This is a genomic window from Paenibacillus sp. RC334, assembly GCF_030034735.1.
Taxonomy (GTDB): domain Bacteria; phylum Bacillota; class Bacilli; order Paenibacillales; family Paenibacillaceae; genus Paenibacillus; species Paenibacillus terrae_A.
Genome location: NZ_CP125370.1, coordinates 5,736,674 through 5,761,628 on the forward strand (window position 1 = coordinate 5,736,674; position 24,955 = coordinate 5,761,628).

Here is a 24,955-nt window from a genome sequence, read left to right on the forward strand (position 1 = left end):
ATAGACGCACCTTTCCTCTAGCCATTTTAATTAACGAGGTCAATTGTTCCTGCTCACGCATACCAAATATTCCCTAATTTCCTGTTCTATCCGGGATCTTATCTGATCTACAAGGTGGACATCCATCGTCGCCGCATAGATTTCCTTTAACTCATCCCGTAAGGACTTAGCTTGTGTCAGATGCTGTATGGATTGCTTCATGGCTTTAGAGTATCGCTCTTTAATGTCGGCAATAGCATCCGAATGCGCTTCATCTGTGCCGGTCTGTATACATCGCGAATACATATCAACGATTTCATCGGTGGCGTGGACGGGCTCGTACTCATGCGGTGCCGTGCTGTCGAAAATAGCAAACCCAAGCTCTCGCACGATAATCATATCGAGACTGTTCGGATCGAAGCCACAATGGTAGATTTCGATATCAAAGCCACGTTGTATTCCTTCATCCGCTAATTTCTTTAACAGAGTAGATTTACCGGACCCAGCACGGCCTTTAACCAGATACCTCTTTAAGCCCGCGGTCAAATTAGGGACGTAATCAACAGCCCCCTTCGGCGTAGTCGCACCTAGAAAACGACGGTCTATCCGACTTACTCTCTCCAGTTTCCGATCACCATAGAGGAGTTCAATATACTCCTGGGTCAGTTCATCAGCTAATTGAAAATTCATGCTGGCTATATATATGGTTTCCCATTCGTCGTGAATACGAAGTGCTTCGGCAAAGCCGGAATAGGCTTGGTTATGTGCTTGCGTGATCTGTTCGGTCAAGCTGTCTATTTCTTGCTTTTGCAGATTTAACTGAAGCCTATCGGCTGCCTGCTCTACATCCACGTGTACGATGACTGTCTCAGGCAGTTCGGGCTCAATGACATGTGGTGCCGTTCCATCCACGATTCCTGCTTTTAACTTGGGTATAATTACTCCGTCCAACGAATCGTTATCCGCTGCGCAATGGAGAATCCATATCTCATAGCCTTGCTGTGCCATATGCTCTCCAATTTCTCGAATAAGCCTTGATTTCCCCGTTCCAGGGCCTCCTTTTAAGACAAACAAACGTGTTAATCCTTGAAGTGACGAATTATACAGGTTAGCAAATCCTTCAGCCGTATTGCCGCTGGCATAGAAATTAAGGATCGTTCCGTCCATAATCACTCACCTTTCTGGGCTAATGTCATGCTTCATGCTCCATTGTATTAATTTTCTACGGAAAAGGTGCCTTTCATTCCCTACCATCTTTGATAACTGAGGAATTTGCAAAAATCCTGAACTGTGTATTACAAAGGAGCTATCTCCCAAGTCGTTTCAGACCTTTGGAGACAGCCCCTGGATTATTTAAGGATTAAGCGCTCTTGCAATGGCGTCCACATAACTTTGGCTGGCGCGCTGGCTTACTTCCGCTTGCGGAACCATCCCTTCAAAGCTGTGGAATGTGCCGGGATACAGATGAAATTCGACGTCTACACCCGCTTGAGCAAGACGTGCCACATATTCGATCGTCTCATCTCGGAACAGATCGAGCTGGCCTACGCACGTATAGGTCGGCGGTAGCCCCGCCAAGCTTTCCGCTCTCGACGGGACCGCATGTGGGGACACCTCGTTATCTTCGGTACGATCGCCCAAGTACATGTTCCAGGCCGCCAAATTGTTCGTCCGGTTCCATGTTGCATTATCGGCCGTAATTTCATGGCTTGACGCCGTAATATTGCGGTCGTCGATCATCGGATACAGCGGCATTTGGAAGACGAGGGCTGGCCCGCCTTTGTCGCGAACCATTAAAGCAAGCGCTGCGGTCAAACCGCCGCCCCCGCTTGCACCGGCAATCGCGATCCGATCCAAGTCGATGCCCAGCAGCTCAGCTTCGCCCGTCATCCACGTCAAGCCGGCATAACAGTCATCGATGGCAGCTGGGTAGGGGTGCTCGGGAGCAAGTCGATAATCGACCGATACGACGACGCATTTAGCCGCCTGCACGAAGCGTTCGCACAAAGCCGTCCATATCAGGATGCCCCATCACATAGCCTCCCCCGTGAACCCACAGCATGGCCGGAAGCTTAGCGTTAGTGCGCTGGGCAGGTTCGTAGATTTTGACCAATATTTCGCCTGCTACGCTTGGAATCATCCGGCTTGTCGTATGTACGTGCTCCGACTTCTCAATGGGAGGACTCGACAAATAGCTTCTGCTCAGTTCTAAATTTTCCTCCAGTTGAAAACCAGGAAATTGTGCTAATATCGGCCTTAATTCTGGCAATACCCGACTTTCAAAATTCATTTGAATCACTCCTATAATTGAATTATGATCTTTTTTCTGTCTCGGCTTCCCACTTGGCTATTTCTTCCCGAACTCGGGGTGCTACCTCTGTTCCTAGCTGCTCAATGGCTCTCATCACCTCGGCATGCGGCATCGTGCTTAACGGAACATACAGCATAAAGCGTGTAACGCCTACATTTTTGCGAAGATGAATGATCTTCTGGGCAACAGTCTCGGGATCGCCAACATACAGTGCACCTTCAAAACTGCGCGCGGCATCGTAGCTAGAACGATCATAATGTGCCCAGCCCCGCTCCTTACCCAATCTATTCATACCTGCCATGGTAGAAGGAAAAAATGTATCGGCAGCTCGTTCAGTATTCTCTCCAACAAATCCTATCGAGTGCGATCCAACCTTAAGCCGCGATTCATCATGACCAGCGTGCGCTGCTGCTTTCTTATAAAGCTGCACAAGCGGTGCAAAATCCGTCGGTTTTCCACCAATGATCGCCAGCATCAGTGGCAGTCCTAACAGACCTGCACGGATAGCAGAATTCTGTCTGCCCCCGCTGCCAACCCATATCGGTAACGGATTCTGAACGGGCCGTGGATACACGCCCAAATTGTTAATCGCTGGCCGATGCCCACCCTTCCAGGTTACTTTTTCGGACTCACGTATTTTAAGGAGCAATGCCAAATGTTCTTCAAACAGCTCATCGTAGTCGTCCAAGTCATAGCCAAACAGTGGAAAAGATTCTATAAAGGAGCCCCGGCCAGCCATAATCTCCGCACGTCCATTCGAAATACCATCCAGCGTAGCAAAATCCTGAAAAACGCGCACCGGATCAGCTGAAGAAAGCACCGTCACTGCACTGGTCAGCCGAATCCGTTTCGTCTGCGATGCAGCCGCAGACAGCACAACTGCTGGTGAAGATGCCGAATAATCCTTCCGATGATGCTCACCTACGCCAAACACATCAAGTCCTACTTGATCAGCAAGGACAATTTCCTCGACAACTTCACGCAATCGCTGTGCGTGACTCATCACTTCACCTGTCTGAACGTCCGGTTTCGTTTCTACAAACGAAGTAATACCTATTTCCATGATCAATCTCTCCTATACTAATAGCTTTCTCTGTCAGCAGCTTCAAACTATTATTCCGGTTCTTTTCAAGCAGGTTGATGTGTAGCTCAGATTGATGCTGCCCCCCTATCTCCATTGATTTTAAATACGGCAAAAAATATCATACTGATCGGTACGATAATTTTCCCAGTAAATATAACTCATAGAAACGAATAATGTCAATAAATCAACTTCCCTTGTTAGGATAAACTAACCTTCATTTGACAATATAAACGGCTAATTATAAGATAATAACATACTATTTGGTACGCAAAAAAAGACTGCTGACAATTACACATGATCAGAGTCATTGAGCAATTAAAATAAAATCAAGAGTAACGAGAGGTATTGATTATGGGACGAACCCGCGAATTTGACGAAGAACAAGTATTAGATGCAGCTATGCAACTATTTTGGGAGAAGGGATATGAGGCTACCTCATTAAGTGATTTAACTTCCAGAATGGCAATTCAACGCCCCAGTATATACTCAGCTTTTGGGGGCAAAAAAGAATTGTTCGAAGTCGCGCTACGCAAATACATGATGTCCCGTGCTTCTCTGGTCCGAACCAGACTTCAAAGCAACCCATCTGTAAAAGAAGCATTTCGCACTTTTTTTGAAGGTGTGGTCGATGAGGAATATACAGGAGATCCTAGAAAAGGATGCTTTTGCATCAATACAATGGTCGAACTTGCGCCTCATGATGAGAAATTTGAAATTCTTACAAGGGAACATCAAATGTACCTATCGGTCATATTTCAAGAAACCATTGAACGAGGTATACAATCAGGTGAACTTGAGATTGGGCTAGATGCGAAGGCTGTATCACAGGCGCTAATCGTATCGTTAATTGGACTAACCGTAATGATGAAGTCTCGTCCAGAGCGATCATTTATTGATAATACGATAGAGGTGACACTTACATTGCTTAAATAATTCGGAATAAGTTCAATTTTAACGAATGGGAATCACGATTGGGTCATTCATTTATGATACGGTTCAGCTTAACTGGTTTATCGGCTAAAAACGACCTATAATTGATAGGGATTAAGCCATCTAGGCCTGTATAAACCTATTGGAGTAAAAACAACCATCAACGACATGGAACGTCGGCAATGGTTGTTAGGATGCGCTGTCCACATTCTCACAGTACACGCCCATTTGAATATTTATACTTAATATAGTATAATAATTCAAAATTAATGAAAAAGGAGTATATCTAATGTCATTTGTAGTAAGAAACGCTGCGCCTGATGATTTAAACAGTTTGACCGAGTTAATGTATGAGTACATCGTTGGTTTTTATCAAAACCCTAGGCCACCTGTCGAAAAAATTCATAATTTGATTCAAACCCTTTTTGATCAGCAAAACGGTATACAATTTGTGGCAGAACAAGATGGAAAGCTAGTCGGCTTTGCTACATTATTCTTTACATTTAGCACGATGAAAGCAGACAAAATTACAGTTATGAACGACCTCTTTGTAATGGAACCATTTAGAGATACGGAAGTGGAATCACAGCTTTTTTTAGAATGTCAAAAATATTCACAAAATCATGGATATGCTAGTATGACCTGGATAACTTCTACTGAGAATAAACGGGCTCAAATTTTCTTTAAAAAGATGGGAGCTGCCCAAGGGAAAGATTGGGTTCACTTTTCATCATAACAAAGCCAGGCTTTGACGTACTTGTCTCTCGAGACTGGCTCGAATCGAGCGCATGATCATTCCCGATCTTCTCGAAGACAAGACGTCTCCTTTGACTGCCGGATCGATCCCATCGATATGATATTCAGCACACACAAATACGTTTTCTGCCAAATCTCTGATTGAAAGTTATTATAGAGTTGTAAATTTTTCGAGAATGCGGTTCAGCGGAACGATAGCAAGGCAAAAAAAAGAGCCTGAACGAATCAGACTCCTCATTTATTCTTTTTCCAGCCCGCGAATAAAGGCCTCGAAATTGGGCGCAAGCTGCGTAATCTTGTAGTTATTCTCTTTATCCACATAGACAACCTCCGGTTCGCCGTCATTGCCGGATTCACGGTAATCCAGCATGACCACCTCAGACTCGGCAGGGCAATCACAAATGACCACGCCAATTTCAGGATATCCCCCATTCTCAATTCTGAAACGGCTGCCTGATTCACCGCACAGCGAGTGTCTCTTTTCCCGTCCAATTCCCAGAATGCCTAAAATTCTGATATGCTCTTGCGACCCGGAGACCGATCCACCTATAGAGAAGCATCTGTTCTGAGGAACTCCCCCGTTATGCAGCTTCATCATATGAATATAGAAGGCCGGCAACCTGAATACCAATTCCTCTTCTAAGGAGGCGATTAGCTCATCAGTGGGCGGATCATCCATAACATATTGTTCTAACGCATGTTCACTGTCATCCCAAAAGTCCGTGAAATCGAAATCCACAACGGTATCAACCTCGGCATTGGACACCTCCACTACCTTCTGAAGGACTTTGCTCCGAGCCAAATCCAGGAACTCCAAGGTATCCTCATCCCCAGGGTCTAACTGATCTGCGGTTTCAAATGCGCGCAAGGCCTCCTCATATTGATCTAGGTAGTAATAGGCAAAACCTATGCGGTAATGCCACAGCGGATCGCCTTTCCCCTCCTCTTCAATGGATAGGAACTGTTCAACCGCCTCTTCGTAACGCTCGAGATTGTTCAGCGCTCTGCCCAAATGACTGACCAACACATAATCCCTGTCCTCCACAGGAAACTCCATAATGGCATTTACGATTTCTTCGAATTCATCTTCCTCGTGCCACGCTTCCAGCTGTGGCAACAGATTGTCCCGCATCAGCTCTGCCTCCTACTTTTCGCCTTTTTTTTAATTCTAACATTCCCAGCACCGCTCTCTCCAGCTTGCCAGACACGTACAATGGGTTACTATTATCCATCATACAATAAAATACACATGGCTATATGAATATGATATGGAGACTCAGATGTTTACACCGCCAGGAACCAATCCATTGAAGATTACTTGTGATACAGTTAACTGTAATGTGTGTAAATGAGGTTATTAATACTTATTTGATTATTAAATGATTTTATTTTTGCAAAATTCCAAAAAATCTTTAAACGAGCATATATTAACTTCGTATTCATTATCATAAGTTCCCTCTAAAAAATGTGGAAATTTATGAGCCAAAAATAAATGAATTTCATTAAATTCTCCCCCAAGAACTTCTTCCATTAATTTTTTATTTTGATAGATTTATTTCTAAGTTTTTTTAATCTAATTAAATATTTTTTTGTATTTTTAATACTTTTACTTATTTCATGTAAATTTTTCTGAAGGTCTTTATTTTTTAATTCCATAATGTATAACTTTTTATCTTTTATAAAATAGCAGTCTATTTCTTGAGGAACTTCTTTTTTGTTCTCAAATAAATGCTTACATTTCAATTGCTGATTTAATTGATAATTAATTTCATAATGAATGCTCCCCTTTTCAAAATTATCTCTTAGTTTTTCTATATCTATTTCATCAAAATTTTCCTTCACCAAATTCTTTGTCTTTCTGGCTAATTTGTTATCTAATTCATTTTTAAGTATTCTATACCTAAAATAAGTTGCAGATTCTATAAGAATAAAGAATGAAATTAAAAAATAATTAGAGATTTTTATTAATGGTGTACGGAAAAGTCTATTATCATTGCTAAAAGTTATAGTATAAATATCGTTCTCATCAATAGGTTTTAAAGATAAATCTTTCAACATATTATTTATTGCCAGTTTAGATTGCTTAGTCTTTGAACATATATCTTCAATTAGAGCCTCTTCTTCAATTAGTGTTGCTAAAGTTCTTGTTTCTAAAAACTCTTCATCAAAGTTATACAAATACTCTTCTAATAAAAATGGAGAATACTCTCTTTTTTTCTCAAATTCATTGTAAATCTCTCTTACTTTCTCACTTTGCATGTTGATTATATTTTCATTATTCATATTAAAATAACTATAAATCTTATCATTTAATGATCCTTCAACTAATATTTGATTATTCTCTATTTTTACCGTCCCGCCTATTCCGTATATATACGAGAGGTTTTTTCGTAATTGTTCTGTACTAATAAATAATCTAGTAACTTTTAATATTTCTTTTATTTCTCTTGTTTCATTATTTCTTTTTGAAAAATTCATTTGACTATTTAAGAGAAAATGAATTAAATACTCAAAAGATTTTTTTTCACTACCAAAAAAATTATTAACCATATTTTTGTTTTTTTCATGTATAGTGGAAAATGTTTCTGAAATCAAGTTGATATAACTGATATTCGTCCTTGTTTCTATATTAATATTTGGTTTCCAATAATAAGCTTGGGCAGAGATATAACTCACAATACTAGCATTCATATAAAAGCTTTTTAACAGATCTTCTCTAGAATGAGATGAAAGTAAGTTTACTAATTCTGTTTTATATTTATTGCAGAGACTATTTAAAATAGCATACAAATTTTCTTTCATAGAACAATTTATATGTTCAGGAATAGATAAAGATTTAATCATTTTGGATTCTATCGAATTAATTTCACCTTGAAGATCAATCATTTCTAATGTATGACTACAAGTACTATATTTTTCAGCAATAAAACATATCTGAAACAAAAGCTCATTAGTTTCTCCAGAAAAATAGAGTGCATTTGAATATAAATAATCAAAGTATTTATCTACATTGATTTTCATCGTTGAATTATATTGGTCATAATGATTTTTATTGTTAGACCATTTAATAACTCCATCTTGAAGTTTATCAATCGATATTATAGAAGAAAAATCCATTTTAATTCATCCTTTTGGCTAAATGCTTATAACGAAAATATTATTATAATTAAGAACCAAATGTTTATATAAAAGAACTTTATAGATAATTACTAATAATCTTACCAAATAAACCTCACTTACTTATGATACAGTTCGCTGCGCTATCTTTAACGGCAAGTTTTAACCAAAAAGCCATCCCGCAAAGGACGGCTCTTTCTTAGAGAAGAATTTGGCTCAATCGCGGATGAAATCTTCGCTATTCACCACAAATCATCAACTTGTTTCCGTCTGGATCTTTCACAACGAACCAATGATCATGTTCAATTTCTGTTACGAGTTCCACACCGATCTTTTTCATATAGTCAAGCGCACTTCTTAGATCTTCTGTCATTAGCATAAAGGCCGGAGTTTTGATAGAAGGGGCACCTCCCGGTTGGTCGCCGCCCCACTTAGGCATCGTATCAAGAATAATTCCGGTTCCCTCCATTGGCAGATGGCATAAGTGACCATTCATGATATTGCAGTCATCTTCATTCAGCCCTAAAACCTGACAATACCAACTGCGTGACTTCTCAATATCCTTCACGGGGACAAAAATGCTTCCGACTTTGTTCTTGATCGGACTGGCCTGAGTATTGCTTTCTTTGGCATGCTGTCGTTCGTTCATCAATCTACCTCCATTACTTCAATAGTCTTTATTTCAAATACCATCTAATCGCATTCTTATATAAAACTTTTTCATTAAAGCATCTGGGTTTACCGAAATAATGGAACGGAGAGCTTGTTCTACATCAAGTTCAACCCTACCAAAGCCCGTTGCTTTGACTCTAACCCCTTTATTGACTAAAGATAGAAGAGTATTAAATCCTTCTTTTGATATACCCAAATGGTCTATCGAAACAGCAGGAAGTGTCGCCACTGTTGATGCAATTTCAGTTAAAGAAGTAGAATCAATATATAATTCTGAGTGCCAGCCTACTAACTCATAGACTCTTCTTGCGAAGTAATCTAAACTAGATATATCTTCTGAACCGCCTCGCTTGACGTTAAAACGTATAGCTCTCACACCACAGCCATGAAGTCGTATCATTTCTTCATCTGGTGTATCATGCGGTAATTGATCATGCACATGATTTAGATAGTCTTGGCAGGTAAAAGCATTAGTCAAAAATCCTTGGTTTTCAACTAAGGGAAAGCGAGGGTCAATGATATGCAAATGAGCATCAAATACTGTACGCATAAACTCACCTTTCTGCTATCCATAAGCTGTAGTAGCGAACACATTTCTTTCTATTCCATTAGGTGAAGCTTAGTTTCTCGTTATATATACATATTATAAACCTACCTGCCATCATTACAAAGATTGAGATCTTCTACATCAACGAAAAGGAAGTGGAGAATCACAATGATCGTAAAGTTCAGAAAAGGTTCGTATAAACTATCTGCCGCCGCAATAATTCTGGTTCTTGTCTTAAGTGGCGTAATCCTCACTATTACATTAAAGATCAGTAAGAACACCGAATCAGCTGTAGATCCAAACATAGGTTCCATGAAGGAAACTTTTTCTTCATGGAAGGTAGAACGTCTTAATGATTGGGCAAAATGGTTTCCTAATCTGGCAAGGGCAAACGACTTTTCCGGTTTTGGGTTCAAAGTACCCGATTATCTACCTCCTGGTTATCAACTTCAAAATGTCGAAGTGCTTGAGAAATATGTCAATCGTATCGATAATCAAGTTACCATTACTTTTGTATCAAACTTTGGAAAACCGGATGAAAAAAAATTCGAGCTGCTCGCCTCCAAGGGAAATTTACTCCAAACATACAGTCGATCGGGGGCGGGGGATGTCAGGAGTATTGCTCCGGCAGCTTGGGGGAATGCACAAGTCCGTTCCTACAAACAAGATGAGGTTACATATGCTGGCATCAAAGGCACATTAGTAACCCAAATTCAAAATTATGAACATCATCAACCGGAAAGGGAAAAAAGCTTCGTTTGGCAGGATGAGGGAGTCTGGTATGCAATGAATTACTATAGCGAAAATCATTCCAGAGAAGGACACCCTGAGCTTTGGGCGAATATCTCGCAAGACGAGCTGGAGAAATTCTTGCTATCCTTTACATTCCCCCAACAAATCCAAAATGTCAGCTACGATGGAAAAGGAAATTCGTTTCCTCTATATGATGAAAAGGATTTGCTGGAAGCAAAAAAAATTCTGGGTTTTAAGGTGAAGTTCCCAATTGACCTGTCGAATAACCAACTTAAGCTTATTGACTCGATACTGCTCCAGGCAGGAGATCAAAACACGGGTTACGATTTTAGACCAGACGTGGATTCAATTAAAAATATATACCATGCAGAATACAATTCTAAAATATATGAAATAAATGATGAACTCGCCCTCTATCAGAGCAAAGTTCCCATTGTTAATGCTGCAAAACTATCCGTAATTCGCACATTAGACATGAACGGCATCGACATTTCCGTTGGTGAGGACAACAATAACGTCTACAATGAATATGGACGCGGCACAACAAACAAGAAGGACACCAGAAGTCAAACCTATTACTTATGGAAGCAGAACGATATTTACTATACCGCCATCTTTTTGGGTTTGGACAAAAACCAGGAAGAAATGGTTAAGACATTGGTACTTGCACCCCTCCAATAAATTAGGATTATCCAAGAAGATCGGCATTACTATTTTCAGGAAATTCAAAAAATGGACCATTCTTCCTATTCCAAATTATCAAGAACCTCCTCAATAAATTTTCGAGGAGGTTCTTTAACGGATTCTCTTGTTGCGACAGGCCAGGCCTTTTGGGGAATCACCGACCGAATGTGATCCAGACATGCAGGCAGGAAATGCAGATAAGTTTGGCTTACCAGTATATCCTAGCGAATCCGGGTTGTTGCTGCGGCAATGTCCCCGAAAGCCCAATGTCCGACCGGGACATCTGACCACCTGGACGAGTTAGTGAAGGATACTGGCTCTCTCTTCCATACCCGATTGAACAAAGTGACCGCCTCTGCCCGGCTCAGAGTCTGGTCCGGCTGGAAGCTGCCGTCCGGCATGCCATGCATATAGTCGGCTTGCTGTACCCGTGCAATATCATCTTTCGCCCAGTGTCCGGTCGTATCCGGGAAGGTTGCCGAAGCTGCTCCGCTCAGATTCTTCCAGCGTGCCAGCACTGTCGCCATCTCTGCTCTAGTGATCGGACGCTCCGGTGCGAAAGTGCTGCTGCTGTATCCCTTCATCCATCCGGCCGTTGTCACGGTATCAATCGCTTCGGCAGCCCAGTTCTGCCCAGCAACATCCGTATAGTTAGGGCGATTCTGCGATGCTGACGATTCCACCAACGGCTGCTCCGATCGGTCAACAGCCAGACGAAACAGAATCTCTGCCAGCTCCGCCCGTGTCATCCTACGCGCCGGCTGGAATGTCCCATTCGGATAGCCTTGCATATACGGTTGCGAACGCTCACTCTCCTGCTCTCCGCCTATGCTCGCGATCTGCTTGTTCAGATGCAGTACCGTAAAGGTGCTGAACTTGTTTACACTAAAACTGAGTCCTGCCGGGTGGTTACCGTCCCACAGCAGCGTCGGCTGCACCAGCTCTCTGGTGCCGTCGCCATGCTCCACATACACAGCCAGATTGCTCAGGAAAGCCTGGCGTTCTTCGGCAGAGTTCGGCAGCGATTGCTGCGGCAGTGGCAGCACCATTTCTACCGACTGCCCCTGCAGATTCGTCTCGATCATCACCGGTCGGCCAATAACGCGAACTTCACCCTGTCCGGCGGCTTCTTGCACGAGGCTATTCTGTTTTGCCCGTTCCGCTACCGCCTGGATTGCCGCTTCACTCTTTACCGGACTGAGCGTAAACTGACGGTTCCCGTCCATCGAAGCGAGCGTTGATGGGGACAGGATCAGACGGGCATGGTTAGTGTATACTTCCAGACCGACCCCCGCATCCGCCAGCGTCTTCGCCGTATCCTTTGGCAGAGCGAATTCAAGCTCGGAGACTTCATCCTTTGAATCAGGCATCACCAGCCGGACGCTGGAACGTCCTTCGGCCTTCACGCTGCTCAATGCCTCCCGTGCCTGAGCAGCTCCATAGCTGACCCGGTCTTTTTTCGACCCGTCGGACAGCGTTGTCCGCTGAATGACGACATTGGAGAGCATAGTACTGCTGTTCTTGCCGCCGTCCACACTGACTGTCACATTCTCGCTCTGTACGGCAGATATACTGCCGCCACCAGTAGACGAATTTTTGGAGGAATCTTTGCCCGGTGCTGCCTCTACATCCCGGACGAACGTCAGATAGAAATCATCCAGCGATCCCCACGCCCCGCCGTCTGCCTGGATGGAAGCACCCACCGTCAGCTTGCCGTCGGTTACCCGTATATCGCGAATGACCGGCTGATTCCACTGTACCCAGCCATTTACACCAGTATCTACCTTATCCTCCTTACCGCCGGTCGCGGCAAACAATTTCATTTGCGCGTTCTTCGCATCGCCGCCCTGAATCGACATCGAGAGGTCGTAGTAGCCGGGCTTCAAACCGTAGACCGCCTGTTCCACCTGGAAATGGACCGCATCCGCCGAATAGAAATGCAGCGAATACTGGCCCGACTTCGCATCAGAGGCTTTGTTCTGGTAGTCAGTGTGCGGTGTGCTTTCGGCACCGTAAGTAATCTTCCACATGCTTAGATCGCTCTGTTCAAAGCTTCCGTTCACCAGCAGATTCGGCCGACGAATCTCCAGCACCGCCTGCGCCGGATAACCTCCTTTGGCTGTCCCGTTAATCACGTAACTGCCCGCCCCCTGGCTCACCGCTTGCGCTAAGACCGCCTGATCCCACTCCACAGCAAGTGTTCCGGTGCTGCCGTCGTTATACATCACGGTGACCGAATCCGGCAGCGAAATGTTATCGCCCGCATTGGCCGTTAACGTGACCGCTTGGACTGCATCCACTTTGATCGCAGCAACTGCTCCAGTGTTGACGTAGTTAAACACATTCAGCGAAGGAAGTGGATGACCCGTAAAATCAAACAACGCCTGGTTGTCTACCGCGCTGCCGCCATACCATTTGCCCGCATCGTCAGGGTCATATTCCGCAGCATAGCTCGCCGCCCAGCCGGAACCATATTGTTCCCACAGCTGCTTGTTCTGCTCGACATCGGCTCTTGGTCCTACCGGCAGCCAGGCTGGCTCCCAATAAAATACACCAATGCCTGCATCGCCTACATTGGACACCGCTTCAATGACATTACGGACCGACGTGGCCTGCCCCTGAGCACTGATCGGATAGTCCAGCGTCTGTCCCGAGCTTCTCGGGGCGGTATTCTCATGCCCATCGCCATCTTCAGATGTATACGCATAGGACGTTTCCGCCACCATCACTTTTTTACCATACGTATCTGCTACCTGCTTCAGTACTGCTGTGAGATTGCTCAGTGAACCGTGCCAGAACGGATAATACGAGCTGGCAAAGACATCATAGTCCACGCGGTTGTCTGACAGCGCCTTCGCATAGGAAGCATAGCGGCCCGGCGTCTCCGGATTGGTAAAATGCAGTGCCACGAGAATATTCGGATCCACGGCACGCACCGCCTGGCTTCCCTTATTAAATAAAGCACTAATCTTCGTCCAATCTTTCTCCCCGATAAACGACTGGTTCGTCTCATTGCCGACCTGCACCATCCCCACATCTATACCCTGATCGAGCAGCTGCTGCAGGCTGTCCCGGGTATAGTCGTACACCGCCTGTTCCTTGTCAGCAAAGCTCAGATTCTGCCAGGCCTTCGGCACATGCTGCTTGCCCGGATCGGCCCAGAAATCGGAATAGTGGAAATCCACCAGCAGCTTCAGCCCGTTGTTGGTCGCCCGCTTGCCGATTTCGATCGCTTTGGCCAGATCGTTGTTCCCGCCGCCATAGCCGTTACCTTTCACATCATACGGGTTATTCCACACACGCACCCGGACATAGTTTACGCCGGATTCCTTCAGCGTCTGGAATATATCCTGCTCTGTGCCTTGCTCGTTATAGAAGCGTACTCCACTCTGCTCCAGAGAAAGAATGCTGGATATATCGACACCTTTGATAAAATCAGACTTCAATCCTTCGACCTTCTTCACGAAAATATCCGCTGCCACCGGGTGGGTCGTATCCGTGCTGGCCTGCTTTAAGGTAAAGCGGTCCAGATAGCCCCACGCAGCCGCAGCGCCGCTGATCCTCGCCCCAATGACCAGATCGGAAGTCTGCTCGGTCAGCACGAATTTCAAGGTCACGCTTCCCCATTGGTTATAGCCTGACGTTGCCACCTCACCGCTCTGATCGGTACCTGCGAATACCTGTACATGTCCCGCTTCGGCATCGGCGCCGCCCATCGATTGCACCGACAGCTCATAACTGCCTGGCTGCAGCGTCGAAAGCTTCTGGCTGACCGTGACCTGCTGGTCCGTCGGCGCCGCGTCGTTGATCCAATACTTGAGTGCATACGTATCTTCAGACGGCGTAATAAAAGGATCACTGGCATAGGCATAATGCTGAATATCCATCTGATTCCAATCCGATGCTTCCACCTGCCACGATTGATCACTCCAGAAGTCCGTCTCGAATCCCCCGTTTACGACTGCCGAAACACCAGCCGATGCGGCCGCCGCCGCTGGTGTCAGCCGCATCGGCCACGAACTGAACATAATCGCCACCACCAGCAACAACCATGCCTGTCTCTTTCTTCTCATCTCTCTGTCCCCTTTCTTCAACCCCGAATACCCATAAACGATTCCGTTTTATGTGAAGCGCTTACATAATTACTGTGATCACTATATCAGACACCTATGATCGGAAACATGGGAGGATTGCAACATTTTGTATTCTTATGCAAGCATTTTAGCGGTGGGGAATATTCCCCACCGCTTGACGTTGTTGTTTATGCGATTTTAATACATATCGTAAGATTAATGTGCATTTTATCAAAAAAGGTAATTCTCTCAAGTGAGTTGAGCCTGGGGCTAGGTTCTACATCCAAAAATTAACCATGGATCGGTTCCTTTTCGCCCAGACCAAGCGTCTGCGTTGTAGAATCATGAATTTCTTGGAAAAGCTCCGGGTTTTCTGCTAGTGACACACCATAAGAAGGAATCATTTCTTTTATCTTCGGTTCCCACTCTTTCATATGTTGTGGGAAACATCTTTCTAATACTTCCAGCATAACGTTAACAGCAGTAGAAGCACCCGGAGAAGCACCGAGCAATGCAGCTACCGAGCCATCAGCGGCACTAACCACTTCCGTACCAAATTGAAGGGTTCCTTTACCAGCCTCTGTATCTTTGATCACCTGCACACGTTGGCCCGCTATCACGATCTCCCAGTCCTCGACTTTGGCGTTCGGAATAAACTCGCGTAATTCTTCCAGACGCTTTTCATTCGATAACATCACTTGCTGGATCAGGTATTTGGTCAATGCCATCTCTTTTGCACCTGCCGCCAACATCGTGAAGAGGTTATTGGGTTTGACAGAACAGATCAAATCCAAATTTGAACCCGTTTTCAAAAACTTTGGTGAGAAGCCGGCAAACGGTCCAAACAACAGTGCTTTTTTGTTGCCAATGTATCTTGTATCCAGATGCGGAACAGACATGGGAGGAGCACCAAGCTTAGCTTTACCGTATACTTTTGCATGATGCTGCTCGACAACTTTAGGATTGTTACATACCATAAACAGTCCACTTACCGGAAATCCTCCGATATGTTTGGACTCAGGAATACCGGTTCTTTGTAGTAAAGGCAGACTTCCGCCACCACCACCGATAAAGATAAATTTGGCAGTATGGTATTCGATTTTACCGCTTTCAAGATTATGCACTTTGACTTCCCACGAGCCGTCGCTCGTACGTTTAATATTCTTAATACTATGCTTGTATTTGATCTCGACGTTTTTACTTTGTAAATGGTCAAACAACATGCGTGTTAAAGCACCAAAGTTGACATCTGTTCCGGAGTCGATTTTGGTTGCCGCGATCGGTTCATTCGATGTACGACCTTCCATGATCAGCGGAATCCATTCCTTCAGCTTTTCAGGGTCATCAGAAAATTCCATTCCTTGGAACAGAGGGACGTTTGATAGCGCTTTAAATCGCTTATTCAAAAAAGATACGTCTTGTTCCCCTATTACCAAACTCATATGAGGTATTGGCTTGATAAAGTCCTGCGGATTACGAATCAAATTGCTGTCTACAAGAAAAGACCAAAACTGTCTTGAGAGCTGAAACTGCTCATTAATGTTTACAGCTTTACTAATATCTATAGATCCGTCAGCTTTTTCGGATGTATAGTTCAGCTCACACAGTGCAGCATGACCCGTACCCGCATTATTCCATTCGTTAGAGCTTTCTTCTCCTGCGTTTGCGAGTTTCTCAAACACTTTAATTTCCCATTCCGGTGCTAACTCTTTCAGCAATGATCCCAGAGTCGCACTCATGACTCCGGCACCAATTAAGATAACGTCTGTTTTTTTCTGTATGCTACTCATAAAAACCTTCCTTATCTCTTATTTTGCAAAAAAGAGCAGGCCCTCCTGCTTAGGTGATACAAGAAGCAAGGCTCCACTCAGGAACATACCTTTTCTATCTCTATTATAACTAAAATATAGTCTATTAAAAATTATATCGACTATTATCTGATAATTATAAACCATTTGAATATGGAAAAAAAAGTGATAAGTTGTCCACAGGGCTCCAAGAATATAAAATCTAGGCCTTAACTCAGCTTTTTGCAAGGGTTATGGCTTGGATTGGCCGTTACTTGTGGTATCGTTCTCCACTTCACTTTCTCGAAATTATTGAACAAATAAGCATAAAATAGACTAAAGATGCGGCTTCTTCTTGTTATCTACATGCAATAATAAACTTTATATATTGACGCAGCATATATCTAACTGATATATTGTAATCGTGATATACAAATATTCCTAAATTGCAAGGAGGTCCTATTTTGAACAGTCAGGATGTTATTTTAGGCATGCTTATGAAAGAATCGTTGACTGGATACGAAATAAAACAGTTATTGGAGGATGTATTCTCTAATTTCTATAGTTCAAGTTATGGAACGATTTATCCCACACTTACTCGAATGGAGAAGGAGGAATTGATAACTAAGGAATTTGTGCTCCAGGAAGGTAAGCCTAACAAGAATGTTTTAAATATAACGGCTAAAGGACGAGATTGTTTTAACGCCTATTTACAAGCGCCACTAGAGGGAGACAGTATTAAGAAATCTGATTTTATGATGAGGCTTTATTTCGGTGAATTTGTTGGGTATGACAAGGTGATTATTTGGTTGAAGCAAGTACAAGAGGAATCACAAAAAAAGTTAGATCAATTATTTGAGCAATATTCGCTTTATAAAGATGAAATGCATCCAGCACAGATCATCTGCATCCAAATTGGGATAGAAGAATATAAAGCTAAACTCACAACCATTGCCCAGGGATTGTTAAGCATGGAGCAGTTAGTGCAAGAGAAGAGCAGAATTTAGTGAATTCAAATGCTTACGAAGTAAGTTTTGTACAAACATGTTGAAGATGTAACGCTCACAAAACTTTTAGGAGGAATTGTTAATGAAAACAATTTTTATTACGGGTGCTTCATCGGGCATTGGGAGAGCTACGGTAAAACATTTTGCTGAAAGAGGATGGAACGTAGTAGCCACGATGCGTTCACCTGAACAAGAAACTGAATTCATTACACTAGATAATGTGTTGGTGCTAAGGCTTGATGTTGAGAAAGAAGATACTATTCAATCTGCGTTAGCGGAAGCGATTCAACGGTTTGATAAAATTGACGTTCTTCTCAATAATGCTGGATATGGAACAATGGGTCTTATAGAAGTAGCTACGGATGAGCAGATTAGAAGACAGTTTGAAGTGAACGTTTTTGGTCTTATCCGTATGACTAAAGCTATGTTGCCACATTTTAGATCTAATCAAGAAGGTTTGCTGATCAATATCTCTTCTATGGGAGGGAAAGTGACCTTTCCTACGATGTCTCTGTATCATTCATCTAAATTCGCGGTAGAAGGTTTTTCTGAATCCGTATCTTATGAATTAGCATCACAAAACATCAAAGTAAAGTTGATTGAACCAGGTGCTATTAATACGGACTTTGGTGGAAGATCGATGGAGTTCTTTTTTAATGATGCATTAACGGACTATAAGCCGTTTACTACTGCATTTCTGGGTAAATTGGGTGAAATGGAAAAACACCCAGCATACGCTTCGCCTCCAGATATTGTTGCCGAAACAATATATCAAGCGGCCACAGACGGTACAAATCAATTCCGATATGTAGTTGGAGAAGATGCAAAGATGCTCATTCATATGAAAGAAAATACGGATGAAGAAGAGTATCTAGCAAATATAGCTCAGCATTTTTCTTGAAAAGAGAAAATTTGAAATCATCGTTCATATAGTATAAAAAAATAGAACCAGATCAGCGTGGCACCCTGTGCTTTTTTTCTCATCGCTCCGCATTATTTTTCGGATGCTCCGGTACATTAACAACTGGCCAGCAGATACGCGAGTTCACATTTTACATGTCTGCATGGTGTGTCTAAGAACCTGTAAGCGTGATATACTAATGATGAATTATCCATTCTTGCCCAACGGCCAATACTACAAAAAATAGAATCCAAAGAAAGCATAAGGACCCTAGAATCTGTAGCGGAAATCCTTATGCTTATTCTTTACTTAGCAATGTGCGGCAATAAGCTGACATTACCTCCAAATTATGAACCGCCGGTTTGCCTATTAACCTTAGGGCACGCTGGCTTGAATTTATGGCGGGAACGTAAGTTATAATAAATTTCATACAATTGGAGGTAAACATGAATCTAAAAAGGATGAAATATTTTATAGATCTCGTTGAATGTAGAAATTTTACAGAAACAGCAAAGAAAAATTTTGTATCGCAGACTACGATTAGCCAACAAATTGCCGCAATTGAAAATGAGTTCAACATTCAGTTGATTGACAGAAAACAAATTCCGATTGAGCCTACAAAAGCGGGGTGGCTGTTTTATGCAGACGCCGTCGTGCTCTGGAAGCAATATAATCATATGCAAACAAGCATGGAAAATTTTCAGAAAAACAATACTCAATTATTGAGTATCGAATATGCTGCGTTCACAGATATCCAAAGCTTGTTGAAATTCATTCCTTCATTTAAAGAAAATCATCCAAAAATTAAACTTGAATTAAATAAAGTATTGCTAAAGGATATCGCTGAGTATCTGCAAAAAGGAATATATGACGTGGCCGTTGCCTTTGACTCAGAGTTTAAAGGGAAAGAGGAAATCCTAACCCATACATTATATAGCGGACGATACTACGCGGCTGTAAGTAAACAACATCCCCTCTTCTGTTGTGAATCCATCTCAAAGGATGAATTATATAAGTATCCGCTTGTCATGCTGAATCCAATGGTTATTGGAGACTCCTATTATTTAATGATTCAACATGCCATGGAAGATGGTTACCAGCCCAACATCCTTCGAACCGCAGATGATGTCGAAACCAAGCTGTTTTATATCATTACAGAGAATTTAATTGGCTTTTTTCCAGATAACTATGATCTTGCTGACCTGAAGGAAGAGGTCCGATTCATTCCCATACATGATTCACACCATACTTTTAAAATCGAAATAGGCTACTTAAAAAATAATTCAAATCCGGCATTGTACTCATTCCTGCATCAAATACAAAATTCGATTTAGCAATAGTCCATAAGTTTTTTGTGTTATACATTGTTCTTTTTTTCACATAATATATAAGTGTAGATCATTTCAGCAAGGAGTGACGACAAGCATGGGTAAATTATTATTAACAGGTGTAGATGGCAATCTGGGCAGACAAGCGGCTGAATATTTATTGAAATTAGTGGAAAAAGACCAAATTATTTTTTGTGCATATGATCCGGCATCTTTACAAGAATATGCAGAACAAGGTATTGAAACGCATGTGACCAATTTCAATAAAATAGACGGTCTTGCAAAAGCTTTTGCTAATGCAGATCAGCTTGCTTTAATCTCCATGCCTTTTGTAGGGATAAAACGCCAAAATGCACACAAAAACGTGGTCGATGCGGCGAAAGAAGCTGGAGTAAAACAAATCATCTATACTTCATTGGTTAACGCGGCTGATGAATCCAATCCAAGTGTTGAAAAACTGGACCATGTGTATACGGAAGATTATATCAAAAGTGTCGGGTTAGATTATATTTTCCTGCGTAATTCGCAATATGCGGAAGCTATGGTTACCAATTACTTCACCTTTGTGAAGTCTGACGGCGTGTTGAAAAATAACCAGGGTGACGGCAAGATGGCCTATATCTCACGGAAAGATTGTGCAAAGGCTGTCGCTTATGCATTAGCAGCAGACAACTATCATGAGGCAATATTAAATATAAATGGTCCTGAATTAATAACAATGTCCGACTTTATCGAGATTGCAAATGAAGTAACGGGTCATCATGTAACCTACAAGCAGATCACGGATGAAGAAAATTACGGCGTATTTGATGCAATGGGAGTTCCCAGAACAACGGATGGCAAATTTGCAGAAGATTCCGAAGCCCCCTTCTCTTCTGAAGGTATGGTTACCTTTGGACAAGCAATTCGCTTAGGGAAAATGGATATATTTACGGACGACTTCAAGAAGCTGACGGGCCAAGATCCCGTAACGGTGAAATATATGTTTGAACATGAGAATGAGTACCAAGTGGGGGAACGACACTCCAAAGATAATTAATCCAAGTCATGACCATGCTTGCGGAGAGATCGGAAGCCGATTTATGACCGAAAAATGGGGCCGCACGGCTCCCTGCATACCATCAACAAAGCGAAACTCTGGGTACCTGCACCAAGGAACCCAGAGTTTTTCGAATTTTCATAGTTACTTACGTGAATATGAGTTTCTATAATTCCTTGTATGATATGAGTATCCTTCCTTTTTACTCTGGAATTCTGCAAATTCGATCCGATTGCGTCCATTTTGCTTGGCTTGGTAAAGTGCCTTATCTACTGCAGCAAAAAGTTGGATTAAATACTCTTCTGGATTGTCCAGTACATGTTCATGATCAAAATCCTCAATGGATAAAATCCCTATACTTATCGTAATGGAAACCTGTTCGATCTCATGCTCCACTACAATGTGGTTCGACTCTACCGATAATCTCACTCGTTCCGCTAATTGTTTGGCTAACTGGCGTTCTGTATGCGGAAGGTAGATCATGAATTCCTCCCCGCCATATCGAGTTAGAATATCGGTACTACGAATGGATTGTTTGACTGCTTGAGCAGTACGATAAAGAACTTCATCCCCTTTTACATGTCCATAGCGGTCATTGATAGCTTTAAAGAAATCAATATCGAAGAGTATGAGTGAAAACGGGGTTTTATAATGAATATTGGTAATCACCTCATGAGTCAGGTGCTGGGTCAAATAACGGCGATTGTAGCAGTTTGTTAAACTGTCAGTAAGGACTAATTCTTCAAGTTGTCGATTGGCTTGGGATAACTCATGACGAATGCGATCAAGTGAATGATTTCGTTCCTGAAGGATCTCATTCTGCCGATTCATTTCTTTAACAAGATAGCGCTCTTGTGAGACATCCTGAAACGTAAGGATATGACCGATTTGCATACGGTAAGAATCAACAATCGGAGAAGCTTGTAGTATAAAATGACGCGCGCTGTCGCGCTCAACGATGATTTCCATTGGAGACAAGGTATTTTCTTTTTGCTTATAATGATCCAGAAACCTCTTGCTACTGCCCTCTACACGAACAGACCCCAGAAACGCCTCCATATCAAAATGATCGCCCACATGTAGATCTATAAAGGATTGTAAAGCTTTGTTGACTTCAACAATGGATTCATTTTCATCTAGCACAAGTATTCCATATGGAATCGTATTGATCACATCCTCATGAGCGATGTAAACAAGATCAAACACATTGTATTTTTTTATGACATATACGAAAAATAGATCTGAAAGAAAAATCCCCAGAGAAGTCAATCCTGGAATGATCGGCAACCACTCGCTTAGGACCACATTAAGAAGGGCATCGCTACCTGCAAAAGCGAACAGCACGAATATTCCCCACAGCGTTATTTTTACTTGTTTTTTAATCGTTGGTGACGTTTGGGAGGAATGCAATGTCCGAAACAAAACAGAGAGGGAAGCAAAAAAGTAGCTGACCAGAATAACGATCACAATCCAGAACCATGGGCCATATGCTCTATCGATGTAACCGCCCTCCAGCGGAGCTACAAACAGACTAAACGGGTTCATGACCACACCAACTACTGCAATAACCGCTGGCGCAAACAACAGGAATAATCTTTTTTTTCCTAATTTATCAGCATTTCCGGTAAGAAAAACGGTAAGAAGAAGCCAACCGCTCCCCAACATGGAGAGTGAGACAAAGGACATGGTCACATAAAACAACTGCAACCGCCGATCATGAGCCATATCTGTAGCAAATTGACACAATGGCCAAAGCATCATTAAAAAATGAAATAAGAAGTAAACCTTATGTAAGTTTGTAATCCTAACGGTAGCAAAAACATAAACATATAAAGCAAACAATAGGAGGAATAAAACGAGATCATACCATACTGATGGGCTCACAAATCTTCTCCTTTTTTGATTCGACAACTACGATTCATTGAAATACAGGATTCTGCAAAATCCTCAAATAGTATATTCCTTTACTATTGCGTTCAGTTAAATTAACTACATCTTATCATATAGCAAAAAGAGTGATCTAGCTTACATAATCGCAGTCTAATCTCTGACGGTTCACCGAGTTGTCTGTAACGGCAAATTTTTAGGGCCATCCGTTACCGGACGGCCCTTTCATAATCCATATTAATGATCCAAGGGAAGATTATCCGAGAACAAATCCGGATTGTCCTTGAGCATTTCCGTGATGACGTCCGCCACCATCGCCGCATCACAAACCCTTACAATCGCATCGCCAAGCTGTCCCTTATACATTGCACCTTTACGTTCAAGGACCTCATCTACTTTCCAAAAATGCTCCGACCACGACAACCCACAATGTCTGCGGGAAGGTACAGGGATTTCCGTTCCATCAGGTAGAACCGTGTAAAGCAGCTCATGCTCATCCGTTAGCCTGCCCTGGATGTCCACCCATTCTTCAACTCCATGGATAAATGTGTTGCGTTTTAAATCGACCCCCACCAACAAGATGGTCGCCTTTCGATCGAGCAGCTTCCCCCAGGCGGAGCCTCTTGCACATGGCGTATCATAACAATGATCGTCGTTGGTGAAAGCTATGGAATCCTGACCTAATGCTGCCACCGAATGGGTGGGGTGTAACGAACGTACCACGCCAGGCCGCTTGCGAAAAAGTTCAGGTAGGATACCGACGCAGCAAGCTGACTGCTCCACGTAAAATCTCGGATTATCGGCATTGATGTAGGACCACGTATGGGTAGGTAACACCAGCAGCCCGTCCTTCATATACTCTGTAAACGCATCCAAGACTGTGTCCGCACCCCCCTCGACCGGACCCATACTTTTCATCGAGGAATGGACCAACAATGTCCCTTTGCTGTCAATACTCAATTGCTCTAATTGCTTCATTAAGCTCTCTATCGTGTGCATGTTCTTCTCCCTCCCAGATTATTATACCAAAGCTTTCTATTATTTATAATACAGTTCACCGTGCTGTCTGAAACAGCAACGAAAAGACTGGTTGTCAAAGACGACCAGTCCTTCGAGGTCACGTTAGCTTCCTTTTTTAGAAAAGGATAGGGTATAGGCCGTGCCGCCATTATCCCTTGATCCGCGCAGAATATGCGTCCGCACCTATCGCGAATAGCCCCCTTTGACAGATATACGATTATTCGTTATCCGACGCGACCGGGGTCATCAAGCCTTGAACTGCGCCGAAGAACGGGCGAATGGACTTGATCATGCCGTAGCCCATCTTCACGACCGGAACAAATTTCTGGATCATGCCGAACAGCCGCAGGCCGCCACCGAGCGCACCGCCGAGCGCTCCTGCGCCCGCAGTGGCGCCGCCCAGGCCACCGAGCAGCGAGCCCATCATCGGCAGGAATGCCGACACCTTGGCGTCCGGCTTGCGGGAGCGCGAACGGACGGACGGTTTGCGCGCGCCGCTTCTCCGATTGCCGAGACGGACGCCCGGGGCATGCGAACTGGCTCTGCGTTTGGGAGATCGGGAGCCTTGCTTCCCGGAAGAAGCGCGTGGGGGGGCTCCAGCGCTGGCAAGTACCAACCCGCCGCAATTAACGTCGGTGATGTAGCCGACGTAAGTCTCTCCGCTATGCAGGGTGACGCAGACCGGACGGCCCTGAAACTTCTTAGCCCGTGCGCGCATCTCTTTCGATTGTGCCATGGAAGTTCACCTCGCTCACTGATTATAATTCAGTTTACGCCAGGGGCGGGCGGGCTGCTTGTGCGAATGGGGCATGCGCACGCCCAAAATCGCTTGATGGGCTCGCCGTCACCGGGGCATTAGTCTGCTCCAAACGTTGGAAGCAAAACTAAAGGAATCATTTTTCCATGAAAAAACAGGTTATAAATGTAGGCTTCAAGCCAGTAAAACTATAACCTACCCTGGATCAGCTCGGTCAACTATCTGAAAAACTCACTTCGCCTCTGTAAAGATGAACTCTCGATTCCAGATTTCTACGCCCCCAGAAAGTGAAAGGAATGCATCGTACATTTACTCACTGTGTT

At 43.3% G+C, this 24,955-nt stretch carries 17 protein-coding genes and 2 pseudogenes; 7 read left to right on the forward strand and 12 right to left on the reverse strand.

Features of this window, described 5'->3' with window-relative positions; all coding sequences use genetic code 11:
• Positions 1-39: 39 nt before the first annotated feature.
• The 3 genes and pseudogenes from QMK20_RS26300 to QMK20_RS26310 all read right to left on the reverse strand — a co-directional run bounded on the left by QMK20_RS26300 (position 40) and on the right by QMK20_RS26310 (position 3,353).
• On the reverse strand, positions 40-1,146 hold the full coding sequence (locus QMK20_RS26300) for a PRK06851 family protein (protein WP_283653945.1): 1,107 nt from the start codon (positions 1,144-1,146) through the stop codon (positions 40-42).
• Between the two features lie 186 nt (positions 1,147-1,332).
• A pseudogene (locus QMK20_RS26305) lies at positions 1,333-2,269 on the reverse strand (alpha/beta hydrolase).
• A gap of 22 nt (positions 2,270-2,291) precedes the next feature.
• On the reverse strand, positions 2,292-3,353 hold the full coding sequence (locus tag QMK20_RS26310) for an LLM class flavin-dependent oxidoreductase (RefSeq protein ID WP_283653946.1): 1,062 nt from the start codon (positions 3,351-3,353) through the stop codon (positions 2,292-2,294).
• 372 nt (positions 3,354-3,725) lie between these two features.
• Here QMK20_RS26310 and QMK20_RS26315 point away from each other — a divergent pair, with 372 nt between their 5' ends.
• Positions 3,726-4,307 carry a TetR/AcrR family transcriptional regulator gene (locus tag QMK20_RS26315; RefSeq protein WP_283653947.1) on the forward strand — a complete coding sequence of 194 codons (582 nt, stop codon included), beginning with the start codon at positions 3,726-3,728 and terminating at the stop codon, positions 4,305-4,307.
• A gap of 286 nt (positions 4,308-4,593) precedes the next feature.
• Positions 4,594-5,040 (forward strand): GNAT family N-acetyltransferase, encoded by a 447-nt coding sequence (locus tag QMK20_RS26320; RefSeq protein WP_283653948.1) that lies wholly within the window; start codon positions 4,594-4,596, stop codon positions 5,038-5,040.
• A gap of 258 nt (positions 5,041-5,298) precedes the next feature.
• On the opposite strand, the gene QMK20_RS26325 is transcribed toward QMK20_RS26320, so the two are convergent.
• The 4 genes and pseudogenes from QMK20_RS26325 to QMK20_RS26340 form a co-directional block, all read right to left on the reverse strand.
• Positions 5,299-6,192: an SMI1/KNR4 family protein gene (locus tag QMK20_RS26325; protein ID WP_283653949.1), complete on the reverse strand. Its 894-nt coding sequence runs from the start codon at positions 6,190-6,192 to the stop codon at positions 5,299-5,301.
• Between the two features lie 398 nt (positions 6,193-6,590).
• Positions 6,591-8,177, reverse strand: a complete 1,587-nt coding sequence (locus tag QMK20_RS26330; RefSeq protein WP_283653950.1) for a hypothetical protein — start codon at positions 8,175-8,177, stop codon at positions 6,591-6,593.
• A gap of 238 nt (positions 8,178-8,415) precedes the next feature.
• On the reverse strand, positions 8,416-8,826 hold the full coding sequence (locus QMK20_RS26335) for a VOC family protein (protein WP_283653951.1): 411 nt from the start codon (positions 8,824-8,826) through the stop codon (positions 8,416-8,418).
• 72 nt (positions 8,827-8,898) lie between these two features.
• Positions 8,899-9,399, reverse strand: a pseudogene (locus tag QMK20_RS26340) (amidohydrolase family protein); the annotation flags it as partial.
• Between the two features lie 165 nt (positions 9,400-9,564).
• Here QMK20_RS26340 and QMK20_RS26345 point away from each other — a divergent pair.
• On the forward strand, positions 9,565-10,830 hold the full coding sequence (locus tag QMK20_RS26345; protein WP_283653953.1) for a peptidase M56: 1,266 nt from the start codon (positions 9,565-9,567) through the stop codon (positions 10,828-10,830).
• A 224-nt stretch (positions 10,831-11,054) separates the two neighbouring features.
• On the opposite strand, the gene QMK20_RS26350 is transcribed toward QMK20_RS26345, so the two are convergent.
• Both QMK20_RS26350 and QMK20_RS26355 read right to left on the reverse strand, forming a co-directional pair.
• Positions 11,055-14,906 carry a glycosyl hydrolase 53 family protein gene (locus tag QMK20_RS26350; RefSeq protein ID WP_283653954.1) on the reverse strand — a complete coding sequence of 1,284 codons (3,852 nt, stop codon included), beginning with the start codon at positions 14,904-14,906 and terminating at the stop codon, positions 11,055-11,057.
• A gap of 290 nt (positions 14,907-15,196) precedes the next feature.
• Entirely contained in the window at positions 15,197-16,696 is a 1,500-nt protein-coding gene (locus QMK20_RS26355; protein WP_283653955.1) for a malate:quinone oxidoreductase, read from the reverse strand.
• A 461-nt stretch (positions 16,697-17,157) separates the two neighbouring features.
• On the opposite strand from QMK20_RS26355, the gene QMK20_RS26360 reads away from it, so the two are divergent.
• The 4 genes from QMK20_RS26360 to QMK20_RS26375 all read left to right on the forward strand — a co-directional run bounded on the left by QMK20_RS26360 (position 17,158) and on the right by QMK20_RS26375 (position 20,968).
• The gene (locus tag QMK20_RS26360) at positions 17,158-17,700 is read left to right on the forward strand and encodes a PadR family transcriptional regulator (protein WP_283653956.1); all 543 of its coding nucleotides are present in this window, start codon (positions 17,158-17,160) and stop codon (positions 17,698-17,700) included.
• 82 nt (positions 17,701-17,782) lie between these two features.
• Entirely contained in the window at positions 17,783-18,601 is an 819-nt protein-coding gene (locus QMK20_RS26365) for an SDR family oxidoreductase (protein ID WP_283653957.1), read from the forward strand.
• A 446-nt stretch (positions 18,602-19,047) separates the two neighbouring features.
• A complete protein-coding gene (locus tag QMK20_RS26370) occupies positions 19,048-19,935 on the forward strand; it encodes a LysR family transcriptional regulator (protein WP_283653958.1) in 888 nt (295 codons plus the stop codon).
• A gap of 91 nt (positions 19,936-20,026) precedes the next feature.
• A complete protein-coding gene (locus QMK20_RS26375) occupies positions 20,027-20,968 on the forward strand; it encodes an NmrA family NAD(P)-binding protein (RefSeq protein ID WP_283653959.1) in 942 nt (313 codons plus the stop codon).
• A 144-nt stretch (positions 20,969-21,112) separates the two neighbouring features.
• On the opposite strand, the gene QMK20_RS26380 is transcribed toward QMK20_RS26375, so the two are convergent.
• The 3 genes from QMK20_RS26380 to QMK20_RS26390 form a co-directional block, all read right to left on the reverse strand.
• Positions 21,113-22,852, reverse strand: a complete 1,740-nt coding sequence (locus tag QMK20_RS26380; protein WP_283653960.1) for a histidine kinase N-terminal 7TM domain-containing diguanylate cyclase — start codon at positions 22,850-22,852, stop codon at positions 21,113-21,115.
• A 240-nt stretch (positions 22,853-23,092) separates the two neighbouring features.
• Positions 23,093-23,854 carry an AAC(3) family N-acetyltransferase gene (locus QMK20_RS26385; protein ID WP_283653961.1) on the reverse strand — a complete coding sequence of 254 codons (762 nt, stop codon included), beginning with the start codon at positions 23,852-23,854 and terminating at the stop codon, positions 23,093-23,095.
• 238 nt (positions 23,855-24,092) lie between these two features.
• Positions 24,093-24,611 carry a hypothetical protein gene (locus QMK20_RS26390; RefSeq protein ID WP_283653962.1) on the reverse strand — a complete coding sequence of 173 codons (519 nt, stop codon included), beginning with the start codon at positions 24,609-24,611 and terminating at the stop codon, positions 24,093-24,095.
• Between the last annotated feature and the right edge of the window lie 344 nt (positions 24,612-24,955).

Bases quoted from the DNA above. Each gene is read 5' to 3' on its own strand.
- QMK20_RS26370 (WP_283653958.1), top strand. From the start codon at position 19,048: ATGAATCTAAAAAGGATGAAATATTTTATAGATCTCGTTGAATGTAGA.
- QMK20_RS26345 (WP_283653953.1), top strand. From the start codon at position 9,565: ATGATCGTAAAGTTCAGAAAAGGTTCGTATAAACTATCTGCCGCCGCA.
- QMK20_RS26365 (WP_283653957.1), top strand. From the start codon at position 17,783: ATGAAAACAATTTTTATTACGGGTGCTTCATCGGGCATTGGGAGAGCT.
- QMK20_RS26335 (WP_283653951.1), bottom strand. From the start codon at position 8,826: ATGAACGAACGACAGCATGCCAAAGAAAGCAATACTCAGGCCAGTCCG.
- QMK20_RS26350 (WP_283653954.1), bottom strand. From the start codon at position 14,906: ATGAGAAGAAAGAGACAGGCATGGTTGTTGCTGGTGGTGGCGATTATG.
- QMK20_RS26325 (WP_283653949.1), bottom strand. From the start codon at position 6,192: ATGCGGGACAATCTGTTGCCACAGCTGGAAGCGTGGCACGAGGAAGAT.
- QMK20_RS26330 (WP_283653950.1), bottom strand. From the start codon at position 8,177: ATGGATTTTTCTTCTATAATATCGATTGATAAACTTCAAGATGGAGTT.
- QMK20_RS26375 (WP_283653959.1), top strand. From the start codon at position 20,027: ATGGGTAAATTATTATTAACAGGTGTAGATGGCAATCTGGGCAGACAA.
- QMK20_RS26315 (WP_283653947.1), top strand. From the start codon at position 3,726: ATGGGACGAACCCGCGAATTTGACGAAGAACAAGTATTAGATGCAGCT.
- QMK20_RS26320 (WP_283653948.1), top strand. From the start codon at position 4,594: ATGTCATTTGTAGTAAGAAACGCTGCGCCTGATGATTTAAACAGTTTG.
- QMK20_RS26355 (WP_283653955.1), bottom strand. From the start codon at position 16,696: ATGAGTAGCATACAGAAAAAAACAGACGTTATCTTAATTGGTGCCGGA.
- QMK20_RS26310 (WP_283653946.1), bottom strand. From the start codon at position 3,353: ATGGAAATAGGTATTACTTCGTTTGTAGAAACGAAACCGGACGTTCAG.
- QMK20_RS26385 (WP_283653961.1), bottom strand. From the start codon at position 23,854: ATGCACACGATAGAGAGCTTAATGAAGCAATTAGAGCAATTGAGTATT.
- QMK20_RS26300 (WP_283653945.1), bottom strand. From the start codon at position 1,146: ATGGACGGAACGATCCTTAATTTCTATGCCAGCGGCAATACGGCTGAA.
- QMK20_RS26390 (WP_283653962.1), bottom strand. From the start codon at position 24,611: ATGGCACAATCGAAAGAGATGCGCGCACGGGCTAAGAAGTTTCAGGGC.